General features: G+C 36.8%; 16 protein-coding genes. 9 read left to right on the top strand and 7 right to left on the bottom strand.

The genetic code is table 11. From position 1 onward, the window contains the following. Positions 1–14: 14 nt before the first annotated feature. Together IPH66_09795 and IPH66_09790 are read left to right on the top strand one after the other, a co-directional pair. A complete protein-coding gene (locus tag IPH66_09795; GenBank protein ID MBK7129638.1) occupies positions 15–1,529 on the top strand; it encodes an AhpC/TSA family protein in 1,515 nt (504 codons plus the stop codon). After that, entirely contained in the window at positions 1,526–2,455 is a 930-nt protein-coding gene (locus IPH66_09790) for a T9SS type A sorting domain-containing protein (protein ID MBK7129637.1), read from the top strand. Before IPH66_09795 ends, IPH66_09790 begins: the two co-directional genes overlap by 4 nt. A gap of 24 nt (positions 2,456–2,479) precedes the next feature. On the opposite strand, the gene IPH66_09785 is transcribed toward IPH66_09790, so the two are convergent. Beyond that, a complete protein-coding gene (locus IPH66_09785) occupies positions 2,480–3,247 on the bottom strand; it encodes a 5'-nucleotidase C-terminal domain-containing protein (protein MBK7129636.1) in 768 nt (255 codons plus the stop codon). A gap of 6 nt (positions 3,248–3,253) precedes the next feature. Beyond that, complete coding sequence (locus IPH66_09780; protein MBK7129635.1) at positions 3,254–4,306, bottom strand: hypothetical protein; 1,053 nt, start codon at positions 4,304–4,306, stop codon at positions 3,254–3,256. Between the two features lie 208 nt (positions 4,307–4,514). Here IPH66_09780 and IPH66_09775 point away from each other — a divergent pair, with 208 nt between their 5' ends. The 4 genes from IPH66_09775 to IPH66_09760 all read left to right on the top strand — a co-directional run bounded on the left by IPH66_09775 (position 4,515) and on the right by IPH66_09760 (position 10,979). Continuing rightward, positions 4,515–7,040 (top strand): TonB-dependent receptor plug domain-containing protein, encoded by a 2,526-nt coding sequence (locus IPH66_09775; protein MBK7129634.1) that lies wholly within the window; start codon positions 4,515–4,517, stop codon positions 7,038–7,040. Between the two features lie 12 nt (positions 7,041–7,052). After that, positions 7,053–8,270, top strand: a complete 1,218-nt coding sequence (locus IPH66_09770) for a choice-of-anchor J domain-containing protein (protein MBK7129633.1) — start codon at positions 7,053–7,055, stop codon at positions 8,268–8,270. Positions 8,271–8,341: 71 nt separating this feature from the next. Next, positions 8,342–9,559 (top strand): OB-fold nucleic acid binding domain-containing protein, encoded by a 1,218-nt coding sequence (locus tag IPH66_09765; GenBank protein MBK7129632.1) that lies wholly within the window; start codon positions 8,342–8,344, stop codon positions 9,557–9,559. Positions 9,560–9,614: 55 nt separating this feature from the next. After that, the gene (locus tag IPH66_09760) at positions 9,615–10,979 is read left to right on the top strand and encodes a T9SS type A sorting domain-containing protein (GenBank protein MBK7129631.1); all 1,365 of its coding nucleotides are present in this window, start codon (positions 9,615–9,617) and stop codon (positions 10,977–10,979) included. Positions 10,980–11,190: 211 nt separating this feature from the next. Here IPH66_09760 and IPH66_09755 read toward each other — a convergent pair whose 3' ends face one another. Beyond that, positions 11,191–12,606 (bottom strand): AAA family ATPase, encoded by a 1,416-nt coding sequence (locus tag IPH66_09755; protein ID MBK7129630.1) that lies wholly within the window; start codon positions 12,604–12,606, stop codon positions 11,191–11,193. 498 nt (positions 12,607–13,104) lie between these two features. Here IPH66_09755 and IPH66_09750 point away from each other — a divergent pair, with 498 nt between their 5' ends. Further along, positions 13,105–13,602 (top strand): hypothetical protein, encoded by a 498-nt coding sequence (locus IPH66_09750; protein ID MBK7129629.1) that lies wholly within the window; start codon positions 13,105–13,107, stop codon positions 13,600–13,602. Positions 13,603–13,713: 111 nt separating this feature from the next. Here the strand turns inward: IPH66_09750 and IPH66_09745 are convergent, their stop codons facing one another. Genes IPH66_09745 through IPH66_09730 form a run of 4 tightly spaced genes read right to left on the bottom strand, consistent with a single transcriptional unit; the run spans position 13,714 to position 17,657 of the window. After that, complete coding sequence (locus IPH66_09745) at positions 13,714–14,199, bottom strand: hypothetical protein (protein ID MBK7129628.1); 486 nt, start codon at positions 14,197–14,199, stop codon at positions 13,714–13,716. A 34-nt stretch (positions 14,200–14,233) separates the two neighbouring features. Continuing rightward, the gene (locus tag IPH66_09740) at positions 14,234–14,698 is read right to left on the bottom strand and encodes a cytochrome c (protein ID MBK7129627.1); all 465 of its coding nucleotides are present in this window, start codon (positions 14,696–14,698) and stop codon (positions 14,234–14,236) included. After that, the gene (locus tag IPH66_09735) at positions 14,698–15,102 is read right to left on the bottom strand and encodes a hypothetical protein (protein MBK7129626.1); all 405 of its coding nucleotides are present in this window, start codon (positions 15,100–15,102) and stop codon (positions 14,698–14,700) included. Before IPH66_09735 ends, IPH66_09740 begins: the two co-directional genes overlap by 1 nt. Beyond that, on the bottom strand, positions 15,087–17,657 hold the full coding sequence (locus tag IPH66_09730; protein ID MBK7129625.1) for a T9SS type A sorting domain-containing protein: 2,571 nt from the start codon (positions 17,655–17,657) through the stop codon (positions 15,087–15,089). The genes IPH66_09735 and IPH66_09730 overlap by 16 nt, the downstream gene beginning before the upstream one ends. Before the next feature lie 357 nt (positions 17,658–18,014). Between IPH66_09730 and IPH66_09725 the strand changes: the two genes are divergently transcribed. Together IPH66_09725 and IPH66_09720 are read left to right on the top strand one after the other, a co-directional pair. Next, positions 18,015–19,004 (top strand): hypothetical protein, encoded by a 990-nt coding sequence (locus IPH66_09725; GenBank protein MBK7129624.1) that lies wholly within the window; start codon positions 18,015–18,017, stop codon positions 19,002–19,004. A gap of 11 nt (positions 19,005–19,015) precedes the next feature. Then, positions 19,016–20,464 (top strand): O-antigen ligase family protein, encoded by a 1,449-nt coding sequence (locus IPH66_09720; protein ID MBK7129623.1) that lies wholly within the window; start codon positions 19,016–19,018, stop codon positions 20,462–20,464. Positions 20,465–20,477 lie beyond the last annotated feature (13 nt).

Raw genomic sequence — 20,477 nt, 5'->3', positions numbered from 1 at the left:
TTACCTGTATTTTTATGAACCAACGCATGCTTTTATTTTGTTTTCTAACCTTTTTTATAAAACTAAATTGTGTATCACAAGATCATGATTATTTGAAGCGTAACATGGAAATTGATCAGATATTTTCAACTATTGTTTCACATGAAGGTAAATATGGATTGGTTGAAAATAAATCAGGGAATACTGTATTACCCATTGATTACGATACCGTTGTAAATCATACTGAATCACAAACTGTTTACAGCTTCAAAAAAGATGATAAATATGGATATGCCCTCCTTATTTTTGATGAGCAAATGTGGGAATATCATTGGGAAATTACTGAATTAATTTATGATACAGTATATTTCAAAAACTTCTACGAATGGGACGCATATTCTAATTATCTAGTTAAAAAAAGAAATGGAAGATATGAGTTTTTAAGTTTTGATTTTGAGGTAATCTGGAATCCCTATCGGGCTCATCGAACTGATAAATCGTGGTGCATCATAAACTATTATGCGTCAAAAAACAGTTACGATACGCTTTACTTTTCAGCAACGGTTGACAGGAGAGATTATGACACAATTTACCGTTTAGTATATAGAAATAATAATAAAATTGGATTGCAGTATCTACACTACGAAACTAATTGTGAACTTCCCTGTTTGTGGGATAGTGTTACATACGATCCTATAAAACACAAGGACTACGTATGGAAGGATGGTAAATTTGCTATTTTATTTATTCATTGGACAGGTGAGTTAGGGTGGCGGCTTGGTGAGGCAAATAATTTTGTTCTAAGCACTCCCTATGCGTTTACTAACAAAGATGAATTTTATATAAAAGATCTTGACTTGGGATCACCCGTTGTAGTAGTGATTCAACACGGTAAACCATTTAAAATTTATATTGATTATGGTTCAAAAGAGATAAATTTTCATTATGCTGATGGGAGTGATTTAATAGTTGACACTTCATATTTTATACCTGAGATATTCCGGGCGCCCCATCCGCCCGGTCCTTCTCACCGTGATGGTTCTTTATATTATAATGATGGTTTTAGGTTGCAGGTAAACGGAGCAAGGCCATGGACATGTGAATATAATTCATCAGGAGACGGGACGATACGTGGAGCAATGTTTATCACAGATTCAGCCGGACAGATTATATATTCTTTCAGCGATACAGCGTATGGGTATTTTTTGAATGAGCGGTCGCCAACTGATAATTTAGTTTTTGGAAAAACATGGAATAGAGATGGCCTTGTATATCATGAAATACAAGAAAACTATCAGGAGACATTTAAAATATTTGATATAAAAACCGGTGAAGTATTGTGGGAGATTTCTGAGCCTCAAACCCAGTATTATTTAGATGATTATTATTATCCTTATAATATGATTAGAGCCGAATACCTGGACAAGAAAGGCATTGATAAAGAAAAAATAGTAGGCTATATTGTTTACAATAAAAAAGGTTTAAAAGTGTGCAAATACAAATGGATTTCCAATTGGTTTTATAGTGACGTGCCGGTAGAAAAGCCATGAATTTTTATAAATCGTTAATACATGCTCTTATGAATAAAATAGTTTGGTTTGTACTATTCTCAATCTCAAATCTAAATTTAATTGCTCAGTGGGATTGTATTTATACCATAGATTTTGAAAATGATCAGGACTCCATTCACATTACAATTGATACAATATCAAACCCATCAAACATTTGGCAGATCGGAGCACCGCAAAAAAGTATTTTTTCGTCTTTACCTGGTGAAAATTCAATAGTTACTGATACCTTAAACCCATATCCCGCAAATGATACTTCTTCTTTCATTGTAAAACACGTCGCTTGTGAAGGCATAGGAGGGAGTGGAGGTATGTGTTCCATTTCTGGTATGTATCAAGTCGATACTGATTCACTCAATGATTTTGGAAAGATCGAGTTCTCACCAGATAATGGAGTGAACTGGGTTTTAATTTCTCAAGACACACTTTTATATAATTCGGCACCTTGGCCTACGTTTATTTATAATTGCAAATTCACCGGAACTTCTGCAGGTCAAGAACTATTTGAAATTGATCTTGGTTTGACCTACGAAATATTTAACATTACAACTGGAGATACAGTTCTTTTCAAATTCACGTTTATTTCTGACAATGTTTCGGAATTGAGGGATGGATTATTATTTGATGAGTTGGTAATATTTGATATGTCAGCTTGGGGTGTTAATGAAATAAATTTTGCAGCATTAGAAATGTACCCAAATCCTTCATCTTCAATAGTCAATTTCACAAATATTAATGGCAACATTCAAAGTGTCCGAATAATATCAAGTGATGGTACCTTAGTTTATCAGCAAGAATCTTTGTTGGACAATAGCCTCGATATAGAGTTTTTAAAATCTGGGGTGTATCAGATTTTTATCGAGACTTACGAAGGAAAAGTGATGGTGGGGCGGTTGATGAAAATTTGAATGAGAAGGTTTGCTTAAACCCCATCACTCAATCTCCATCCTCCCTTCCTCAATTAAATAAGGTATCGTTTTGTTTTTTTCAATCCAGTTAATCAGCGCATCACGGACCAGAATTCCGGTGTCCCAGCGGTGAATTGGTTCAGTCAGAAAATTCATTTTATCACCGCCGTTTGCTAAATAATCTGATGTGATGACATAGTAACTTGATTGGCGAATAGCTTGAATTTTTTCTGATTCATTTTGAAATTCAAACGTGCGCAAAGTATCTGATAAAAAGAAGTGAATATGAGAAACAGGTTGCCCCATCATGGTGTCTAAATACATCATGAGGTCAGTCATTTTTTCTGTTTTTATTTCTACAATAACAAGGGTATTATCAAATGGCATAATTTCAAAAATATCGCCACGGGTAATATTTCCTTGATTTAATGAAGTGCGTATTCCGCCAAAATTCAGAAGGCAAAAAAAGTCAGATTCAGTTTGGGCAATTTTGTTGTTTTGTGCAAACTGATAGCCGGTTTCAAAAATCACGTCTGCAATAAAATTACTGAGCGGACTTTCAGGTTTAAAAGATGTAAGCGCTGAATCAGTAAATCCTATCACTTCATTCATCATCTTTTCCATTTCAACTTTATATGGCTGAACCATGGAATCAATGCGCGGAGAATTTTGCTGTTCTGAAATTTTTTCTCCTGATGATTCGTAGTAGGATAAGGTAGAAGCACCGCAAGCTGAAATCAGCAAGCCTATGAATAGGGGCAGAATAAATTGTGCGTACTTAAATTTATTCATTTCAACTTACTGAACCGGTTTTTTTAGAATCATATAAACAGGAAAGTGATCAGAATATCCGTTGAGATAAACGCCTCCGGCATGGGTGCGTTTTGGGTATCCGGCATAATTTCCATCTTGTTGTTTGATGTATTCTTTGTTATACACGTATGATTTATAGAATGAGTAAGTGGTGGTATTTTTTTCAAGTAAACCTTCGCTTATTATCATCTGATCAAATAGATTCCATGCATCATTCCACGCCAAGGTGCCGTTGCCTGATTTGTAGTGTGCGTACATGACATTGAACATATCACCGGTTTCCATTTTATTCATTTTTCCTTTGGCTCTTATATATTCTGTCACACTTACATTCACGGGGTCATCATTCAAATCACCCATCAGAATAATTTTAGCAGATGGATTTATGGTGAGCAAAGAATCAATGATGCGTCTACCTAATTTTGCTGCTTCAATTCTGTTTTGTTCTGATGCTTGTTGTCCACCACGGCGTGAAGGCCAATGCCCAACAATGATGCTCACATCTTCACCATCCATATTGCCGGTTACTACCAACTGGTCTCTGGTATAATAACTGGTATCCCACGGAAAAGTAAGTTTGTATGAGACGGAGTTTTGAAGCTTGAAATATTTTTCCTGGTATAATAATCCCACATCAATCCCTCTTCTGTCTGGTGAATCGTAATGAACAATTTGGTATTTGCGGTCTTTGATTAACGGCATAGCAACCAAATCTTCAAGTACTTTTCTGTTTTCAATTTCAGATACACCAAGCACAGCAACTCCATCCGGGGTGATATCGGTTCCCAAATCTGCAATTACGGTGGACATGTTGAGTAATTTATTGGCGTATTTTGTAGAATCCCAAACATAACTTCCGTCAGGTAAAAAATCAGCATCATTGGTTTTAGGGTCGTCAACGGTGTCAAATAAATTTTCCAAATTGTAAAAACCAATGCAAGCAATTTTGTATTGCGCAGATTCTTGAGAAAAAATAGCGCTTGTCGTTAAGAAAAAAACAAGCGGAGTAAAAATTGATTTAATGTGCTGTATGTTCATGCAAATACCGTGTTTCAAGATGATTGGATGCCAAATGTAGAGAGAAATATCAAAGCCTGTGCCCTTCACGAATCATGACAATGTTAACAAAAAATCAAGTTTTCCACAAATCTCATTTTCTTTAAGTGATGCGCCAGCTAAAATACGTAGTTTTGGCAGGTTTTTTTTTGAAAAAACTTTAGACTAAAAATACACCTTGAAATTTTACATGCAAAAATATTTTCTGGCAGGCGCAATAATTCTGTCAACAGGCATTTACGCGCAAACAACAAATGAAAACGAACCGAAGGACGATACCTTAAATCCAAACGAAGCCGTTTTTGTTACTTCATTAGAAGAATTGGATAATAACGGCGGTGACCAAAACACCAGTGGTTTATTGCAATCATCGCGTGATGTTTTTGCATCAGCAGCAGGATTTAATTTCAGTGCGGCACGTTTTAAAATTCGCGGATACAATTCGGATCAAACCGCAATTCTGATCAACGGAATGCCAATCAATGACCCTGAGAGCGGTTGGGGCGAATGGTATTTGTGGGGCGGATTAAATGATGTAACCCGTTATTCAGAAACCAAAAATTGGTTAACAAGCAATCCTTATCATTTTGGAGGCATTGGAGGATATACCAATGTAAATTTGCGTGCATCCAATATTCGCGCCGGATCACGATTATCTTATGCGGTAACTAATCGTGCGTACAGACATCGGTTAATGTACACGTATGGAACCGGAGAGTTGAAGAATGGTTGGACATTTGCTCTTTCTCTTTCTGGTCGTTATGCTTATGAAGGATATATTGAAGGAACATTTTACGAGGCCTTCAGTTATTTTGCCGCTGCTGAGAAAAAAATAAATGATAATCACACGCTATCATTCTCTATTTTAGGTGCACCAACCCGACAAGGAAAACAATCTATCTCAACACAAGAGACCTATGATTTGTCTGGTGATATCTATTATAATTCTTATTGGGGATATCAAACATTGGCAGACGGAACACGCATTAAAAGAAATTCACGCGTGCAAAATACTCACATGCCGGTTTTTATTTTTACACATGATTGGAAAATTGACAACAATTCAAAATTGTCAACTTCTGTTTACGGAACATTTGGAAAATCTGGACAAACTGCGTTGAACTGGAATGATGATAAAGACCCGCGCCCTGATTACTATAAATATCTCCCATCTTATTACGCTGCAACCGGTGATAGCATTAATGAATTGAGCATGTATAATAATTGGCAAACTGTTGATGGCAGACAAGTGGACTGGGATCAACTCTATTTTGCGAATTCAAAAAATTTATACACGGTTGAAAATGCAAATGGAACAAGTGGAAATACCGTTGAAGGGAACCGTGCAAAATATATTGTAGAAAATCAATGGAACAACCAGTTGTGTGGTGGTTTTGGTTCTACTTATAACCGCACCATGGATAAATTATCTATCACCACAGGTTTGTTCTTGCAAACTCAACGCAACCATTATTTCAAAACTATTGAAGATTTGATGGGAGCAGATTTTTGGCTGGATGTTGATCAATTTGCCGAACAAGATTTTGTTGATCCAACAGCCTCACAAAATGATTTGCAAAATCAAAACAAACTAGTTGAAGTAGGGGATGTTTTTGGGTACAATTATTATATCTGGAATTTAAAAACTGAACTTTTTGCACAGGCAGAATACACAACGAATAAAATTGATTTCTATGGTGCAATTGAATTGTCTGAAAAATTATTTTGGCGTGATGGATTATATCAAACCGGACGATTCCCTGATAACTCATTTGGAAAATCAGAGACCCATGACTTTTTTAACTACGCAGTGAAAGCAGGTGCAGTATACAAAATAAGCGGGCGTCAATTTATTACCGTAAACGGCGCATACCTCACACAGGCACCTACCTCACGCAATGCCTACATATCACCGCGCACCCGTGATTTTGTTGCAGGCAATCTTGAAAATGAAACTATTTATACCGGTGATGTGAGTTATATTTTGCGCTATCCTAAATTGAAAATGCGCTTGACGTATTATTATACTGAGCGCAAAAATGCTATTCTGCTTAAACAATTTTATCATGATGAATTTAATGCTATGGTAAACTATCACATGCAGGGTGTAAATTATCTGGATCAGGGAATTGAATTTGGTATTGACGCCAATATTTGGGGAGGATTTTCTGTTAACGCTGTTGCTGCTTACGGTCAACATTTATACAATTCACGCCCAACGGCAACTATTACGGTGGACAATTCATCAGAAGTTTTAGCAGAAGGAAGATTGATCTATTTGCAGAATTATAAAATTGGTGGAATGCCACAATCAGCTTATTCTTTTGGTATAAAATATTCAGGTAAAAAATATTGGTTTGCCGGGGCAAATATTAATTACTATGCAGATATCTATCTTGATCCAAATCCTGATCGTCGTACTGAAGAAGCGCTGGAAGGTTATGTTGAAACTGATCCGCAGGTAAGTGAAATTCTGGATCAAACTAAATTGGAAAATGGATATTCAATCAGTTTGTTTGCCGGAAAATCTTTCAAAATTTCCAACTACTTTTTAAACATCAACGTCAATATTAATAACCTGACCAACAATCAAACTTTTGTCACCGGCGGATTTGAACAATTGCGCTATGATACACAGAACATCGGTAAATTTCCTCCTAAGTTGGGATATATGTATGGGCTGAATTATTTTGTAATGGCAACGTTGCGCTTTTAAAATTTTTGAAAAATGAAAAATATAAAATATACACTCCTCTTATCATCACTGATTATTTTATCATGTAAAAAAGAACCCGATACGCCGCCAATTGATACCATTGTTGCATCACAAATTGTAACGATTGATAGTTTACGAAATTGGGAAACACAAAGTGGTCCGCTTTCTATTACTGAAGAACTTTCAGTTTACGGTGTTGTGACTATGGATGAATCAAGCGGAAATATATATAAGCAACTTTATGTACAAGATCATACTGCAGGTATTAATGTTCGTTTAACTTCTTCATGTGATTTTAGAGCAGGAGACAGCGTAAGAATTGCATTGAAAGGTGCATATCTTTCAGATTATGCCGGAGTGATTCAATTAGATTCTATTGATCCTGACAAAGCAATTATCAAACAATCTTCAGACAATACTTTTGATGCTGCGGTAAAAACAATTGATCAAATTACACTAGAAGATGAAGGATTACTTGTGAAATTAGAAAATGTACAATTTCAATATGCTGAATTGGGACAAACATTTGCTGATGCCGCAAATCAGAGTTCTGAAAACAGAATGATTGAAGATTGCAGTGGAAATACCATTATTGTGCGCACAAGTGGTTATGCCAGTTATGCCGGCACAAGTTTGCCAACAGGAAATGGATCTATCACCTGCATTGTGAATCAATACAACGGAGAAATTCAACTCATCTTGAGATCATACAATGAAATTACACTGAGCGGTGCTCGTTGTCCCGGCCAATTAATCATGAAAGATTTTGATGATAACAGCATTACCTCAGGAGGTTGGATAGTGCAACAAGTAACCGGTACATTAACATGGGCTACCAGTGATTTAGGTGGAGCACCTGAACCTTATGGTATGTGTTCAAATTGGAATGGTTCAGCCAATGAACAAACTGAAAGCTGGCTCATTTCTCCAGCACTTGATTTGAGTAATTCAACATCAGCTGATTTGTCATTTGAAAATGCATGCAACTATACCGGTGATGCACTTGCTTTGTTGATTTCAACAGATTATCCCGGAACCGGAGACCCGAATGGTTATACTTGGACACCTCTCACAGCTACTTGGTCAACCGGATCATGGGCATGGGTGAATTCTGGCGTGATTGATTTATCAGCTTATCTGACAAGTGGCGTGCGCATTGCATTCAAGTACACCGGTAATACTTCAAGCGGAAAAACATGGGAACTAGATGACATCGTTGTAAACGGATAGTGTGTTTGAATTATAGTAAAGTAAAAAAGGTAATCTGAAAAGATGCTTTGAAAGAAATAAAGAAAAGTAGAATGAAAAAAATAATTTTAGCAATATCAGTTTTAGTTTCGTTGACTGCGTGTAAAAAAGAATACGATACTCCTCCTTTGGATAGCATTCCTGAAACACCGCTGATAACTATTGACAGTTTACGCAACTGGCAAGCAGCAGCCGGAACCAAAGTTTCCATTACAGACGAAGTTTCTGTAGTTGGTGTAATTACCATGGATGAAACAGACGGGAATATCTACAAAAATGTTTACATGCAAGATGCTACCGGAGCTATCAATGTTCGCATTTTAAGTGGCGGCGGTTTGTATCAGGGAGATTCAGTTCGTATTTATTTGAAAGGTACCATCGTGAGTAAATACAATGGTGTTTTGCAATTGGATTCTGTGGACGTAGATAATAATGTTTTAAAGTTAGACAGCGGTGTTGAATTTGAACCGGTGGTAAAAACTATTGACCAAATTACACCTGCGCTGGAATCTCAGTTGGTAAAAATTGAAAATGTTCAGTTTGTTGCTTATGAACTTAACAATACTTATGCTGATGAAGAGAACTTGGAATCAGTAAACATTCTTTTAGAAGATTGCAGTGGAAATACCATTATTGTGCGGACAAGTGGATACTCAAGTTTTGCGGATGAACAAATAGCACAAGGTAATGGTGATATTACGGTTATTGTAAGTCATTTTAATTATGATGAATTGCAATTGTACATTCGTGCGTATGATGAAATTAACATGACGGGTACGCGTTGTCCGGGTATCGTGATGAATAAAGATTTTGATGATGACCTCATTTCATCAGGCGGCTGGACAGAAGTAAAAGTGATTGGAACTACCGCTTGGGAAACATCAACCGCAGGTGGTGCTGCAACGCCTTACGCATCTATTTCAAACTGGAATGGCAGTGCAAATGTGGATACAGAAAATTGGTTGATTTCACCATCTATTGATCTTACGCCTTATTCAGCTCCAACATTATCGTTTGACAATGCTAAAAATTATTCAGGCCCTGTATTGCAAGTAAAAGTTTCTACAGATTATGTTAGTGGAGATCCGTCAACCGGAACTTGGACTACGTTGAGTCCAGCTCTTTCAGGAGGTTCTTGGGCTTGGATAAACTCTGGTGAACTGGCATTAACATCTTACATTGGCACCAATGTGCATTTTGCTTTTATCTATACCGGATCTAGCAGTGATGGCAGTACATGGGAAATTGACAATATCAAAATTAAAGGTTAACATGAAGGCAAAATGCTTTCACTAAGTTTAAACACGAACAACAAAAACAAATAATATGAAAAAAACAATTACACTTTTTACAATGCTCGCTTTGGGATTTTCTGCTTCTTCACAAGTGGTTTTTCAAAGTGATTTAAGTTCATGGTCAGGTGGAGTTCCAACTGACTTTATGGGTACTAAGACCAGCATTCCTGCTGACAGCGTGGTAGAACAAACAGTTGGTGTTACGTATGGCACCAGCATCGCATCATTAATCAATACTCAAACTTCTCATGAGCGTTTTACAACTCAAAATGTTACTGTTGTGCCAGGTGAAACTTATGAAATTGAAATGTGGGTGAGAGCTACAACCGGTGATCTCAGAACAGGATTGTATGATGTGACTAACGATGCTTACAATACGTACAATACCTATTTGGATATGTCTGTAGAATCAGCTGGCACATTAGTATATCTCACTCAAACTGTCGTTGCGCCTGCCGGTTGTACTTCAGCGCAATTTATTTTATCTATTAAAGAAACTGATATGGCTACGGATGGTGCGCCTTTTTTTATCGGTATTCTTGTAGATTCTATTTGTATTAAACAATCTGTACCTGTTGTTCCTACAGTAACTTCTATCTATGATATTCAATACACCTTAGATTCATCTGGTGATTCACCTGAAAACGGAAATGTTGTTACCACCTATGGTATTGTTACCGGTATCGTTGAATTAGGTGTAGATTCAGGAAATTTTTTCATTCAAGATGGAAACGGAGCTTGGAATGGAATCTACGTTTATGAAGATGGTTACACTTTAGCTTTAGGTGATAGCGTTGAAGTTACCGGAACTGTTCAGGAATATTTTGGATTAACTGAAATTGGATTTGTTACCGATGTGACTGTTGTGAATTCTGGCAATGCGCAACCAACACCGGTTGTTGTGACAACGCTGGCAGCGGCTGAAGAACAATATGAAAGTGTTTTAGTTCAAGTAACAAATGCCACCTGCAACAATGCTGATGCCGGTTTTGGTCAATGGACTGTGAATGACGGTTCAGGTGATAGGTTGATTGATGATCAGATTTATGCTTATACTCCAACACTGAATAATGTATATGCTGTTACCGGTGTTACCATGTTGTCATTTAGTGAGGTGAAAATTTATCCTCGAATTTCTGCAGATATTACCGTGCAGGGCTTTGCTTCAATTGAAGAAAATAATTCTTTTGAAATGTATCCTAATCCTGCATCAACATTCATTAATCTGAATGTACAGACTGATGACTTGGTTTCAATTTTCAACATCGCAGGTGAATTGGTTGTAACTTCAAATGGAGATCAACAAATTGACATTTCAAATCTTGAAGCAGGTATTTACTTGGTTCAGATAACACGTAATGATGAACTAACCACCTTGCGTTTGATTGTGGAGTAATTCCGTGATAATTCAACTATAAAAAATCCCGTAGTACAGTGTGCTACGGGATTTTTTTTATGCGTGATTGAATTTAAAACTAAGAGTGAACCAAACGGATTGCAAAATTTATTCTATTGCTAAATTTTTCTTGTAATTTCCCAATTATTCAAATGGTACAATTGTTTAAAAAACCTCATGAACATGGGAAAAATACTGTTCGGTTTATGGTTCATTGAAAGTCCTCAAATAGAATGTCCATCGTAAAAGAATTTTCTACTATTTCATGTGAATTGTTATCTTCAACAACACCATAAGTTGTTATCATGGTAATTACCACAACATCTTTTGTTCTAGTATCGGCTTTAAATTTTGAGACTTTATTTCTCAGACTGATTAGTTCTTTCTTGCCTATTTTTAAAGGTGCACTGTAGAATTTCATTTCACATAAGTTTACCCAATTGTCTGCTCTTTTTATCACCAAGTCAACTTGAGCTCCTTTCACTGACCAACTTGAGTTATTTGAGTGTATCCCTTCTATCTTAAGAGCTTTTTTTATCAGGGGCACATGTTTGAGACAAATTGTTTCAAAATTAAATCCAGCCCAAGACAGGTAGGTCTGTTGTTGAAACATGGTTTTCCAAAAGTTCTCTCCCTGATTCTTATTAGGTTCTATATATTTTAAGTAGAATTTTGAATATTCATCAGTTAAGCGATATAACATTTTTCTAACTTTTTTATCAAATGCTGGATATTTCGTCACAAAACCAGATGCTATCAACTCTTCAAGAGCTCTTGTGAAAGCACCACCACCCGCATGCTTCGATTTTGTTATTAATTCATCCCTTGGAATTCCTTTGCCTGATTTTCCAAGCGCTCTTACAATTGATATGTGTGATGAAGAGTGGGTAAATAATGACTCAAAAATTTCATTAAATTCATTTACCAAATCTCCATTGGTGTCAAAGCAGAGTCTCTGGATAGATTGTACAACGCTCTCTCCTTTCTTGATTTTATTAAGATAGTGTGGAATTCCACCTATTGCCAAATATAAATGGAGTATATGATAGTGGCCCCAGCTTATATTTTTGGTTTTTAAAAATTCTTTAGTTTCAAATAATGTGAAAGGTTTTATCTGAAGTTTATAAGTAAGTCGTGCATGCAAACTTCCTTGGTTTGATATTACATTTTGAACCATATAGGATGCAGCTGAACCACACAATACGATTACAATATCATTTCGTTTTTCGCAATAGGTATTCCAGAAATGACCGAAGTACATTCTAAAGTCTGACTTATGAGTGTCAAGCCAGGGCATTTCATCTATGAATATTACTTTTTTACTTTTACCTCTTAGACTGTTGATATATGTTTTCAAGAGTTCAAAGGCATCTTTCCAGTTTTTGGGTTTATCGCTTTTTTTTATTTTTTTGGAAAGCTTTTTAAGTTCATAAAAAAAAATGTCAAGTTGTTTTTCATGGTTGCCACCGTACAGCCCGGTCACTTCAAACTTAATGTGTTTCTCGTAGACTTTGCGAATTAGATAAGTCTTTCCCACTCGTCTTCTGCCATAAACAGCTATGAGTTCAGATTTTTTAGACTTTAGGCTTTCATTCAGTCTTTTGATTTCATACTTTCTACCTATCATAAGAAATACATTATATGCTTCCCAAAAGTAGTAATAAATATTAGTTATGGGAAGTAAATAATTATTTTATTTTGAATAATAATCGAATTAATAACTTCCCATAAGTATTAAATATGTATATTTATGGGAAGTAATAATTAACAGTCATTTTGGTTTAAAAATGTAGATATCACCTTTACAAGCCTAGGGTGAATAGAGGTTTTGGAGCGAGGAAAGCAGTATAATAATGTCATCCAGATATTAAAAGTTGAGATGCCAATTTGGCATCCTAAAGAATAAAAAAGCAAGGTATCAAAATTTGTGATATTACTGAAAGATGCAGAATTGATATGGCAAAAATAGCGACTCAAATACTCATTCTTGATGCGAATCATTTGTTAAGACAGTGAAAGATGCGCAGCAACGGATAAGTTTTATCCTGCGCATATGGACGACTGATAATTACCATTAATCTTTAATACTTCTATCTTTGAATGGTTGTTAAGTTTTTACTTTCTAATGAGAGCTAATTTGAAACGATATTTCTTAATGCTGTCTGTTACAATTGTATTGTTTATCATTGGGTTCATAAATGTTCCTGTACAATATTTAATTAATGGTGCCCAATTCCGTTTGAGCGCCACGGAAGTGGGTACTTATTTCATCAACACCAAGTATAACTCTGGAGATTGGTTTATAGATGTATCGCTCATTGATCCAGACGAGAATTATTTGTTATTGAGAGTTCAGGATATTCGGAATAAAAGTCAGATGGAATGGCTTCTGATTGATATGCGCAGCCATGAGAATTTTCCTGCCGATAGAGTGAGTCCCATAAATTTCAAGCAGATTAGCAAAGGTGAATTGGTCCAAAAGTATTCTGAGCAAACCTTTGCAGAAAGAGTCGGATTAATCAATTATTTAATAATAGTTGTCTCAATTTTAGCGCCACTAATTCTGATTCCTGTTTTTCGTTCAAGTAGACGAGGCACTAATTCATCAACAATTCCAAACTAATAGCTATTGCGCAGCAATGTTTTTGGTTGGACAGCCTTTTGGTTCAATAGTTATTCTACTGCTAAATTCAGATTAAAAACATCTTCACTGAATCTCATGTGAATCTGAAAATCAAAAAATATTTACCACACCACATCCCTCAATTTTCCAAATATTATTTTCTTGAAGAAGCGAAATGTTGACTTTGAATTCCGGATAATCAATACCACTTACTTCTACCAATTTGGATGTTGAATCACATGAAAATAATTCAAATCCTTTTTCAGGACAGTCTTGTGCGTTGAGCAGCGGATCAAAACCAAGTCCCATTTCGGGATCATTTTCAATGGCTTCACGAAGTATCGTGTTCAATTCATCTTTGAAATGGGTTGTTACATCTTTTCGTTGATCAATCCATGCGGTGAGTCCGGTCTCAGGTTGCGGATTAAGGCAATAATCAACATAATCATTCATGAAATTCAATGCCGCGTCAGTCATGTTTTCACACGTCGTTTTTTCTTCTGTGACTAGTATTTCTTGCTCTGTCTGTTCAGTATTGGAATTTGTCTGACAAGCTGAAAGTACAATAACAAGAAGTGGAAATATAAAATTTTTCATAATCAATTATTGCAAGAGAACAGGTATAAAAAAATTATTCTGTCTTTGCCTTTTTGACGTCATCTGCACTCACGTCTCCACCTTCATTTCCCCATGCGTTCAAAATGTAGTAGGTGACAAACTGAACTTCTTCATCAGTCAATTGCGGAGCAGGCATAATGCCGTTATACGTTTTTCCATTTACAATCATTTCACCACTTGATCCATGGATGATTTGTTTTATGGCTCGTGTTTTATCTGCCATCAAATAATCTGAATTAGCCAAGGGAGGAAAAGTTCCTTCTATTCCCTTTCCATCAGGTTGATGGCAAGCAGCACACTGAGCCGAATAAATTTCTTCTCCACGGGCAAATTTGTTTTTTGTTTCTTCACTCGTTTCAACGTGACTTGAAGGTTCTGACTCTTTACCAGATTGACTTGTACTTATATTACATGATGCTAAAAATAGCAATGTGAACATTGACCCACTGATGCTATACATATTTTTTCTGCTTTGCATTATTCAAATTCTGTATAATACCCTTTGTCTAATTTCATGAAGCGCTTACCTGCTTTCAATGTGTCAAAAAGTTGAATGCTTTCAGCAATACTTGTTGAAGGAAAATCTAATACCTCATACAGTTCGCCATTCCATGCAATTTTACCAAAGTAAATGGTGTTGTCTTTAAAATACCATGTTCTGGATTTGGTTATTTCAAGCAGTTCTCCATTGGCATACCACTCCATAGTGCCTGTGCCGTCTGCGTTGATGTGAATGATGTGCCAATCACTTTGAGCAGAGTAATGTTTCCAGTTTCCAATTAATGAGGGTGCAGCATCCTGAACGGTTTCTTTTTTACAAGAAATTATCAGGATGCTGAGTAGTAAAAATAAACTTGTTTTTTTTATCATTGTCTGATCCACTTTGCACGATTTATTTTTCCATCTGCACTAATGATTGCACTGATGTAAACACCTTTTGGCAGTGATGATAAATCAACATGATTGATGTCTTGCGTGAGCGGCGTATTGAATACTTTTCTACCTGTTTCATCAACAATTACCAGCACAGCGGGTTGATCAGTTTCAATAGTTACTTTACCGTCAATACTTGGGTTAGGGTAGATAGAGAACATGGCTAATTCATCAGCCGGTTTTATGCCTGCTTCGTATGGCAAAAATAAATCCCAGATACCACGACCCCATGTTCCAAAACGCACGATGTGTTCTGCCTCTACATATTCAACACACATATATTCCTGAACAGGTGCACTTAATCCAAGCAGACTGTACCATTCACCTTCAGCAACAACATAAACATAAGGTCCTGCGTCGGTTGCTGCAAAAAGGAATTGCTCCATTGGATCCATCACCATTTCATGCACTGCAGTTTCAGGTAATGGACTTGACCATATTCCGTTAAAAGTTACACCACCATCGGTTGACATAAATACGGCATCTACACTATAACCAGCGCCTCCGACAAATACCAAACCATCAGTTTTACGGGAAGCGTAAATGCATGCACCATAAATCCAATCTCCTTCCGGTCCGTTAAATGAAGCTGTTTCAGTCCAGTTTGTTCCAGCGTCTTCAGAATGAAAAAATTTACCGTTGTCTGTTGCAACATACCATTTGTCTTGATCAAACGGTGTTACACCAATGGCTGAAATTAAACCACCGCCTGAAGCTGCACTAAAATCATAATCATACTGTGTTGGAATAGCATTCAGACCAACATTTTCAACCTTGATTAAATACGATCCTGCACCACCGGTAATTTCTCCACCGCCAACCAGAATGTAATCATCATCAGCATCAGGTGCAGGAGATGTTGGCACAATCCAATCATAATTTGGCATGTCTGATCCTTCTAAGTTATAACTGAAATCAGACCAGTTGTCTGTCATAGCAGATGAATAATATGAAAAATCTGCTCCCGGATATTGAATCCAAATTCCTTGTCCGTTATTTGAAAATTGCATTTGACCATAATCACCTGAAATCACTTGATCAAATGATGAGCTGCTCATGCTGTTTCCTGTTGTAGACCGCTGATATCCCTGATCTTGTGTTCCGCCAAAAACAAAATTTGAATTGACAGGGCTTGTGATTACATCATAAAATTGACCCACATTTAGATTGAGCATTCCTATGTTTTCTGTAGTCGCCAAATTATCATACGAAACACTAATACCGCCATGGTTTGGTATTAGCGTAAATTCTTGCCCGCCGGAATTTTTAAATGAGGTAATGCTCATGATGTCTGCATGAATTTTTCCGGCAACGTCTCCGTAATATTCCCACCAATTATTTACCAGATTAAAATTTAATCCACCATCTGTTGATTGATATAATTCCATTTCACCTAAATAAAGAATGTCAGGATCATCAATTGAAACTTCAATACCAGCATCCCATGAGTCAACCGGAGTAGTGCTAATGTAGGTGTAATTTGCGCCGCCATCAGTTGATTTGTAGAGGTCATGATTGTCCATTAACACCCAAAGTGTGGTATCGGTTGAAGTCATATTAGTTGCCAGATAACAGCTTTCAGTTCCAGATAATCCGGGTGAAGAAGATATTTGTGTCAGTGATCCGCTTTCAAAAATATACGTTTCATCAGCACCATTCACAATGTAGGCGGTAGCTGAGTTATATGGCACATCCATAGAAATAAAATGACTGCTGTATGTGTTGAAATCTGTTACAACAGTCCATGAAGTACCGTCATTCACAGAATAAGCAAGCCGATTTTCATAACTTGACAAACCAAAATCATAAGCCAGATAAACGTACACCAGTGTGTTTTGTGCGTCATTCAATCTTGCTAAATCAATACCTGCACCGTAATCCCAATCAGAGGTGAAACCCGTTGATTGAGTCCAGCTTGCGCCATCATCATCTGAGTAGAAAACACCATGTCCTCTTACGGCTAAAATTCTTGTGCCTCCACCTGGTAGATCAAATACTTTCAATACACGACTACCAAATTGAATGTCTTCATTCATGGGTGTCCAAGCACCATCGTTGAGGTCACCTTTCCATAAAGTACCACCGTCTGAAATTGCGTAAACATTTCCAGTTGATATATGGTAGTCTGAAATTTGCACATTACCTGCCTGATCGTTACTTCCGCGTTCTACCCATTCACCACTCAATGCTCCGTCAGCAAATACTTCAGGAATTTTCATACTGCGCTGTAAAGCCCTTTGCTCATAAATGGAATTAAAATTTGCTTGGTTGATTTCTCTCCAATTAGGATAATTACCATGAATATGGTCAAAATAATTCCGCTTGCGTTCACCAAACTCCTTTTCATCTTGCATGTGTTCATATACTGTTGCAGGTATGGGAATTTGTTTGCTGTCACCTTGATTGGGGTTCAGTTGCTGTTGTTCTTCTGAATCGGCAAGAAAATATATGCCTGTTCCTGCTGTCAACGCGAGAATTCCAAATGTTTTGAAGTTCAATTTCATCCTGTTTATTTTTTGAGTTATAGTAAATTCTGAAAAGAATCAGAGACTAAAAATACGAAAAGCCTTGTTATCACGTTTCTCAATTTCATGAATCCCTTGAAATCCCGCTTAACCTTTTTCATGTTTTTCACGTAAAAATTGTTCTGAATTCAGGCAATTCAACAGAATGACAGGCATGAACCCTAACATAGATCAAATTTTATTTTCAGCAGATTGCTCTGAAATGGAATCGCAATCAGTTGTATCTTTGCAGCTTTTTTGCAGGATACCGACTAGGTTGACTCTATCTAAAAGCAAATTAATATTGAAAAGAACAAGATGTTTAACTAATCATAACACGCAATTAAATATTTATTCATGAGCAAAGAACCCGCATTAAACTCAGGGCAGTTGATTTCATTTTTGTGGAAAAAGCGCAAACCCTTAATGATTATTACTGCTTCAGCATTTGTGCTTTCTATTGGAGCTTCAATGTTGCTTACGCCGTATTATATGGCTAGAGCAATTGTGTTTCCTACCAAATCAAATTCGGTAGATTACAATACCAATTCACGCAATTCAGTGGTTGAGTTTGGTGATGAAGCAGATGCTGAGCGTTTGCTGCAAGTGTTGATTTCTCCTGAAATCAGAGATAGTTTAACTATTAAACACAATTTGTATTCGCACTATGAAATTGATTGTACCCAAACCCACGCGCGCTATGAATTTCAAAAGGTGTATGAGGGCAATATAAAATTTGAACGTACCAGGTATAATTCAATCAACATTGATGTGTATGATACTGATCCAATGCTGGCAGCAGAAATTGCCAATGATATTGTAAGGCTTGTGGATACTGTGATGAACAGAATGATCAGGCAACGCTCTGTTGGTCCAATGTATGCCGTACAGCATGAAGTGTCATTGATAAAAACTGAGATGGGAGATTATAGTGATCGTTTGCGTGCGCTAAGTGATTCAGGTGTGGTGAGTAAAGATGAGCGTCAAAATTTGAGCACGGCTTATCTTGAAGCAAAAAAATCAGGTGATCAAGCGTTTGCTGCTGAAATGAAACGCAAGCTGGACGCAACTCAGAAGTATGGTTCAGATTATGATATCTATTCAAATCTGAGTGAATTTTTTGCCCTGCGTTATTCAAATATTTTGGATGTAAATGATCAATCAACTCAATATGCGAGCACCAATATTCAACAAACTATTCGCCACTCTATGGCTGAGGTGCCTGATAAAAAGGCAAAACCAAAACGTGCTATCATTGTATTATTTGCCACCTTCAGTACTTTTTTATTTGCTGTTTTCCTGCTGTTGGGAATTGAAAAATTCAAAGAGATCAAACGCATCAGTTAATTAAGTGTTTCATGCAGGAAATTCTCAGAACAAAGTGGTTTTACCTTTTGGGTTTTCTCTTTCTGGGAATGAATATTTATTATACCTGTCGTGAAGAATTTTTCCTTTCAGCCATACCGGCCGCGTTGTTGATGATTTATGCCGGAGTGTATCACATGGATAAACTCTTTTTATTCATCGTAATTTTTACACCGTTATCCGTCAATATTGAAGAATTTGTTGGCGGTGAAATAGGTTTGTTTTTACCCACTGAACCTTTGTTGTTTGGCATTTTAATTTTGGTGGTTGCCATGCAATTTATTTCGCGTTGGTTTGATAAAGCATTTCTCACACACCCGGTGACAATTGTTTTTATTCTACAATTGTGCTGGATTTTTTTGACTTGCATTACGAGCGAACTTCCTCTGGTTTCATTCAAATTTTTGCTTACTAAACTCTGGTTTATTATTCCTATTTATTTTTACGGATATCTCTTTTTCAAGAATGAAAAAAACATTCAGCGCTTCATCTGGTTTTACATCGGATCACTTAGTGTTGTTGTACTATATACCCTTTCAAATCACGCTGTGTATGGGTTTGATGAAGAGACCGGTCACTGGGTGATGTTCCCGTTTTTTAAAGATCACACCTCTTATGGGGCAATTCTTGCTTTGGTTTTTCCAATCATTTTTGGTTTCTTGATTGGACGAAAAAATGGTCCTTTGGTTCAGGCAAGTTTGATTTCGCTGCTGATATTGTTTGGATTTGCCATCATCATGTCATATACTCGGGCAGCTTGGCTCAGTTTGTTTGTAGCAGCAGTGGTTTATTTGTTGATCAGATTTAAAATCAAATTCAAATACCTCATAATGCTTGGATTTTGTGGCGCCGTGTATGTTGCTATTTCATGGACACAAATCATGCATTCACTTGAAAAAAACAATGCTGAACACGCAACAGAAAACATGGATGAACGCCTTGAGTCAATGACCAATATCACCACAGATGCATCCAATCTTGAGCGTCTTAACCGGTGGTATTGTGCTGTGCGCTTGTGGGAGGAAAGACCATTTTTAGGTTGGGGCCCCGGCACCTATGCCATGGTATACGCACCATTTCAGCTTGAATCATTCAAAACAATTATTTCAACCAATTCAGGTAACCGAGGTAATGCGCATTCAGAATATCTTGGTCCGCTGGCTGAACAAGGTTTGCCCGGTTTAATTCTTATGCTCATTCTGGTAGGATATATTTTTTACACAGCCATCACGCTGTATATTCGTATGCCAAGTGGTGATCTTCGTTTGACAGTGCTATTGATCACACTGGGTTTGGTTACTTATTTTGTGCATGGTATCTTGAATAATTATCTAGATACTGACAAAGCAACGATTCCGGTTTGGGGTTTCACAGCTATTATTGTGATGTTGGATTTGAAGTATAAAAAATCTGCGTCTTCTGAAATAAATAAAATCAATTAAAAAAAATCCCCCC

Source organism: Crocinitomicaceae bacterium, from assembly GCA_016708105.1.
Taxonomy (GTDB): domain Bacteria; phylum Bacteroidota; class Bacteroidia; order Flavobacteriales_D; family Crocinitomicaceae; genus JADJGJ01.
Note: the sequence above shows the minus strand (reverse complement) of the source record. Positions and strands in the feature narration are given on the sequence as shown.

What these genes read in the sequence shown, in the direction of transcription:
- IPH66_09795 (MBK7129638.1), top strand. Translation starts at nt 15, where the DNA reads ATGAACCAACGCATGCTTTTATTTTGTTTTCTAACCTTTTTTATAAAA.
- IPH66_09785 (MBK7129636.1), bottom strand. Translation starts at nt 3,247, where the DNA reads ATGAATAAATTTAAGTACGCACAATTTATTCTGCCCCTATTCATAGGC.
- IPH66_09720 (MBK7129623.1), top strand. Translation starts at nt 19,016, where the DNA reads ATGCAGGAAATTCTCAGAACAAAGTGGTTTTACCTTTTGGGTTTTCTC.
- IPH66_09745 (MBK7129628.1), bottom strand. Translation starts at nt 14,199, where the DNA reads ATGAAAAATTTTATATTTCCACTTCTTGTTATTGTACTTTCAGCTTGT.
- IPH66_09730 (MBK7129625.1), bottom strand. Translation starts at nt 17,657, where the DNA reads ATGAAATTGAACTTCAAAACATTTGGAATTCTCGCGTTGACAGCAGGA.
- IPH66_09790 (MBK7129637.1), top strand. Translation starts at nt 1,526, where the DNA reads ATGAATTTTTATAAATCGTTAATACATGCTCTTATGAATAAAATAGTT.
- IPH66_09750 (MBK7129629.1), top strand. Translation starts at nt 13,105, where the DNA reads ATGAGAGCTAATTTGAAACGATATTTCTTAATGCTGTCTGTTACAATT.
- IPH66_09725 (MBK7129624.1), top strand. Translation starts at nt 18,015, where the DNA reads ATGAGCAAAGAACCCGCATTAAACTCAGGGCAGTTGATTTCATTTTTG.
- IPH66_09780 (MBK7129635.1), bottom strand. Translation starts at nt 4,306, where the DNA reads ATGAACATACAGCACATTAAATCAATTTTTACTCCGCTTGTTTTTTTC.
- IPH66_09765 (MBK7129632.1), top strand. Translation starts at nt 8,342, where the DNA reads ATGAAAAAAATAATTTTAGCAATATCAGTTTTAGTTTCGTTGACTGCG.
- IPH66_09775 (MBK7129634.1), top strand. Translation starts at nt 4,515, where the DNA reads ATGCAAAAATATTTTCTGGCAGGCGCAATAATTCTGTCAACAGGCATT.
- IPH66_09760 (MBK7129631.1), top strand. Translation starts at nt 9,615, where the DNA reads ATGAAAAAAACAATTACACTTTTTACAATGCTCGCTTTGGGATTTTCT.
- IPH66_09740 (MBK7129627.1), bottom strand. Translation starts at nt 14,698, where the DNA reads ATGCAAAGCAGAAAAAATATGTATAGCATCAGTGGGTCAATGTTCACA.
- IPH66_09755 (MBK7129630.1), bottom strand. Translation starts at nt 12,606, where the DNA reads ATGATAGGTAGAAAGTATGAAATCAAAAGACTGAATGAAAGCCTAAAG.
- IPH66_09770 (MBK7129633.1), top strand. Translation starts at nt 7,053, where the DNA reads ATGAAAAATATAAAATATACACTCCTCTTATCATCACTGATTATTTTA.